Source organism: Limnospira sp. (genome assembly GCF_051859755.1).
Lineage (GTDB): Bacteria > Cyanobacteriota > Cyanobacteriia > Cyanobacteriales > Microcoleaceae > Limnospira > Limnospira fusiformis.
On record NZ_JBIMLI010000139.1, the window covers coordinates 9,873 to 13,452 of the forward strand.

At 45.7% G+C, this 3,580-nt stretch carries 7 protein-coding genes; 2 read left to right on the forward strand and 5 right to left on the reverse strand.

Going from position 1 to position 3,580, the window contains the following annotated elements; all coding sequences use genetic code 11:
• Positions 1 to 166: 166 nt before the first annotated feature.
• From ACTIE0_RS19490 to ACTIE0_RS19505, 4 genes are read right to left on the reverse strand one after another with little or no spacing between them, the layout of a single operon-like run.
• On the reverse strand, positions 167 to 361 hold the full coding sequence (locus tag ACTIE0_RS19490) for a hypothetical protein (RefSeq protein WP_006622257.1): 195 nt from the start codon (positions 359 to 361) through the stop codon (positions 167 to 169).
• Positions 348 to 830 (reverse strand): type II toxin-antitoxin system VapC family toxin, encoded by a 483-nt coding sequence (locus ACTIE0_RS19495; protein ID WP_006670165.1) that lies wholly within the window; start codon positions 828 to 830, stop codon positions 348 to 350. Before ACTIE0_RS19495 ends, ACTIE0_RS19490 begins: the two co-directional genes overlap by 14 nt.
• Before the next feature lie 34 nt (positions 831 to 864).
• Positions 865 to 1,119 carry a type II toxin-antitoxin system HicB family antitoxin gene (locus ACTIE0_RS19500; protein ID WP_006622254.1) on the reverse strand — a complete coding sequence of 85 codons (255 nt, stop codon included), beginning with the start codon at positions 1,117 to 1,119 and terminating at the stop codon, positions 865 to 867.
• A gap of 16 nt (positions 1,120 to 1,135) precedes the next feature.
• Complete coding sequence (locus tag ACTIE0_RS19505; RefSeq protein ID WP_035758886.1) at positions 1,136 to 1,354, reverse strand: hypothetical protein; 219 nt, start codon at positions 1,352 to 1,354, stop codon at positions 1,136 to 1,138.
• A gap of 387 nt (positions 1,355 to 1,741) precedes the next feature.
• Between ACTIE0_RS19505 and ACTIE0_RS19510 the strand changes: the two genes are divergently transcribed.
• Both ACTIE0_RS19510 and ACTIE0_RS19515 read left to right on the forward strand, forming a co-directional pair.
• Positions 1,742 to 1,933, forward strand: coding sequence for a type II toxin-antitoxin system HicB family antitoxin (locus tag ACTIE0_RS19510; protein ID WP_228116437.1), 192 nt, complete (start codon positions 1,742 to 1,744; stop codon positions 1,931 to 1,933).
• Positions 1,930 to 2,142: a type II toxin-antitoxin system HicA family toxin gene (locus tag ACTIE0_RS19515; RefSeq protein ID WP_006670166.1), complete on the forward strand. Its 213-nt coding sequence runs from the start codon at positions 1,930 to 1,932 to the stop codon at positions 2,140 to 2,142. Before ACTIE0_RS19510 ends, ACTIE0_RS19515 begins: the two co-directional genes overlap by 4 nt.
• Positions 2,143 to 2,416: 274 nt before the next feature.
• Here ACTIE0_RS19515 and ACTIE0_RS19520 read toward each other — a convergent pair whose 3' ends face one another.
• Positions 2,417 to 3,343: an SGNH/GDSL hydrolase family protein gene (locus tag ACTIE0_RS19520; protein ID WP_006622251.1), complete on the reverse strand. Its 927-nt coding sequence runs from the start codon at positions 3,341 to 3,343 to the stop codon at positions 2,417 to 2,419.
• Positions 3,344 to 3,580: the final 237 nt, after the last annotated feature.

Consider the following 3,580-nt stretch of genomic DNA (forward strand, 5'->3'; position numbering starts at 1 on the left):
TAACCCACCCTACGCGAAAGCACATTTTTAGCCGTGTCGGTCCACTACAGGCAAGATGCCTGTGCTACGCGAAGAGCGATCGCGTAGCGTGTGCGAAGACCATAATAAATTGACCCTATATTCTGACTCAAAAATCGGCGGCGGGAATCCACCAGCAAAAGCCAATCTATCGGCGATTTCTAATTTTCTGAATATCTTGCCAAAACTCATCTCGCGTCACCGACTTCAGCAGATTTTCTCGTTCTTTCGTGTAATCGCCATGTCCCCATCCCACCTGTTGTAAAAAGCGAATCGCATTAATTTGACCCAGATTCTCAACTAAAACTTGATAACCTTGTCTTCTCAATTCAATAGGTGTCATCAGTCATTCCTCCTTCTTGTTGAAAAATCGTCATCAACCAATTAACCGGATTGCTCACTTTAACCCGCAATCCATCTTGATTGTTACTTGCCTTTTTCAGCAGGCGATCGTCTGTCGTCAACAAAACATCTGCTTTGATCCTTTCAGCGCTGGCAACATGAAAAGCGTCGTACAGTCCAAATCCCAATAGTTCCAACTCTTGTGAACGAATATTGATTGCATCGTCAATTTCAACAACCGTCGTAGCCAAGTTCAAAATTTCTCTGATATTTTCTAATTTTTCTAAATCGCTCATTTTTTCCAGTTCTGCTGCAATTGTTTCACTCATAATCAACTGCCAACCTTGGGCATTAATTCGATGGAGAATGTTGAGGACAGCTTCTCCTTCTATGCGAATCCGTTCTTGACTCCAATCATCAAAGGGGCGGTTCAAACAACAAACATCAAGGTAAATTTTACATTCAACCATCTAAAATCTTTCGCCTTAACTGTCGGAAAATTACTCATCGGGGGATCTGGACAGGCTTGATGATCAGATTCTCTTCAGGTATCGGTTCTTTATCCTCAAGCAAACTATCAATATATAATTCCATTGCTTCGGTGATATTTACCAAGGCTTCCTCAAAATTATCTCCCTGGCTGTAACACCCTTTCAAAACCGGACAAAAAGCATGATAACCCCCCTCTGATTCTTTTTCACAAATCACCGTGTAATTATAAATTTTTGTTTCCGAAGTAGACATGGACTTTGCATTCATACACCACTCCTAAAATCTATAACCCGCCTTTAAAAATTCCCTTGATTGACCGCATCAACTCACCTCTAAAATTTCGACGGCTATCTATTATAACACGAATTTCGAGCTTCCAAAGCATTGCCCGCCCTTCGGACGGCTTGACTCGCGGCATCACATCAAACACCTTCCGAGTCGTGTCCGGACGCCGGAATGCGATCGCCACAACCGCTGTCGTCAGCAATTCCGATGGAGCCATGAGGGCTGGGGGTTGACACGATGGGAGCGACGCTCTCGATTATACTGAACCGACACACCTTAAACGGTGGGTTACGGCGGATTGATATATGGCTTTCACAGCATGGGTTTGAGCCGCCTAACCCACCCTACGCGAAAGCACATTTTTAGCCGTGTCGGTCCACTACAGGCAAGATGCCTGTGCTACGCGAAGAGCGATCGCACCTATCTCGTTTGCCCCGATCGCCACTCATTCAAAGCATTGACTAAAAGCAGCTACAAGTGCTAAAATTAGGCGTTATAAAAACTGGAAAATATTCGATACAACTCAACCCAAAAGGAGAATCTCCAAACAATGCTTTATAAAGTTCCTTTGCTGCTCTCCCCCCAACCCGAAGGGGGATTTACTGTGACGTCCCCACTCTTGCCAGAACTTCTGACCGAGGGCGACACCGCCGAGGAAGCCCTCGCCAACGTTCAGGATGCCCTGGCTGCCGTGGTCGAGATTTATGAGGATTTGGGTCGAACTTTACCCCCAAATTTATGTGTTGCCGATGCCGATCATTCTGTGTGGCTAGAAACTTTAGTCGTGAGTTCATGAAGTATCGCGAAGTGGCCCGAAAACTGAAAGCATTGGGTTGTCAAGAATTGCCCCGGCGCGGGGGTGGCTCTCACCGAAAGTGGTTGAATCCCAACACAGGGCAAGCTTCGGTGTTACCGGATTGGGGAAGTCGCGATCTCAAAATTGGAACTCTACGGTCTGCACTGCGACAACTGGGAATTGATTGGGATGTTTTCAACAACACTTAATTAAAGCAATTCATCGCCTCGCATTGACAACAACCTTCATCGACCCCTCAATTTATAAATCCCATGACTTCCTTTCTGTCGGTGTAATTGATAACCCAATTTGCTGATGACCCGGTTTTTTCAAAAAACCGGGTTTCTCGAAACAAGCGATCGCCAGCGTCGGAGTGCCACGTATCGCGCGCGTCGGAGTCCGACGTATCGTCCGCTCAAATGAGGATGATGCAGAAACCTGAGAGCAACCCCCATCGACGAACAGCGGCGATCGCACTCTTAACTATAAATTAAGTTGCTCAAGTAATAATTCATTTACGAGTTGATTACCTTGGGGACTCAGATGGATGTGGTCACGGTAGAGACTCGGGGAGTCGGGGTGGCTGTTGAAGGGTGGGAGAAAATCGATAAATTTAATATTTTCCTGTTGGGTAAGCGATTGCAGACGTGAGCGTGCTTTAAGTTCGTAGTCCTTTGGTCCTGGCTCACCGATTTCTCGTAGTAGGGGAGTCATCAGCAGTAGGAATTGAGCCCCCTGTTGAAGAGCGATCGCATTTAGCTCTCTAATCATATCTAGGTTATAAGCCACCACATCCTGGGGACGTGGGCGAGAAGGTGGAGGGATAGGCTGATCGCGTCCTAAATAGCGGTTAAACAGTTCCAACAAGGCTAAAGGAGGTTTTTGGTCTGGATAGTTGCGATCGCGTCCGACAATGTGAGGATTAGGGATTCTAGCAAACAAATCATCGGTATTGAGTAGCAAAACTAAGATCTGAGAACCAAATAAACCGAACTTCTGAACATAAGCCAATTGATTCGGGGGTCCCCAGGAATTAGCAGAAACATTGAGAACCTCCACCTGTTTGACTGGTAGTTGGGATTGAAGCTGTTGTGTCATCATGGCAGAAATCGTGTCATCCTGATCAGTCCACCATCCACCATTAGCAATAGAATCTCCTAACAACATGATCCGGAGAGTGTTATCTTCTGGTGTAGGGGCGATCGCATGAGAACGCATAGAATATTGATTAATCTCAATCCGGTTGCCAAATCGTCTGCTACTCTGATCACCAGCCAATAAATAGCCGATCTCCTCATCAGATACATAAATCAAAGGATTGCCAAAACCAAAAAAAACCCGTAACCCTAGTTCCAAAAGAGCGATCGCTCCCAGAACCCCAACTATCACTATCACCAGAATTTTGACCATCTCAGCCTCAAATTAGTCCCCGCGTGCAGAATTTGCTTGGTCAATTCTTTCAGTATCACAAGGATATAGCGAATCCACAAAAGTTACCAAGCATTGTAAAGTCTCAACAAGAATCTAGTCATATATAGTCAGATTTGACCAATATAGACATGAATTTCCGGCTCTGGACAATCGGCGATCGCACTTTCGCAGTTCGTGACTACTAACCCGAACAGTCCGTAGTTACTGTCCAGAGTC

What these genes read in the sequence shown, in the direction of transcription:
- ACTIE0_RS19500 (WP_006622254.1), bottom strand. Translation starts at nt 1,119, where the DNA reads ATGAATGCAAAGTCCATGTCTACTTCGGAAACAAAAATTTATAATTAC.
- ACTIE0_RS19515 (WP_006670166.1), top strand. Translation starts at nt 1,930, where the DNA reads ATGAAGTATCGCGAAGTGGCCCGAAAACTGAAAGCATTGGGTTGTCAA.
- ACTIE0_RS19505 (WP_035758886.1), bottom strand. Translation starts at nt 1,354, where the DNA reads ATGGCTCCATCGGAATTGCTGACGACAGCGGTTGTGGCGATCGCATTC.
- ACTIE0_RS19490 (WP_006622257.1), bottom strand. Translation starts at nt 361, where the DNA reads ATGACACCTATTGAATTGAGAAGACAAGGTTATCAAGTTTTAGTTGAG.
- ACTIE0_RS19495 (WP_006670165.1), bottom strand. Translation starts at nt 830, where the DNA reads ATGGTTGAATGTAAAATTTACCTTGATGTTTGTTGTTTGAACCGCCCC.
- ACTIE0_RS19520 (WP_006622251.1), bottom strand. Translation starts at nt 3,343, where the DNA reads ATGGTCAAAATTCTGGTGATAGTGATAGTTGGGGTTCTGGGAGCGATC.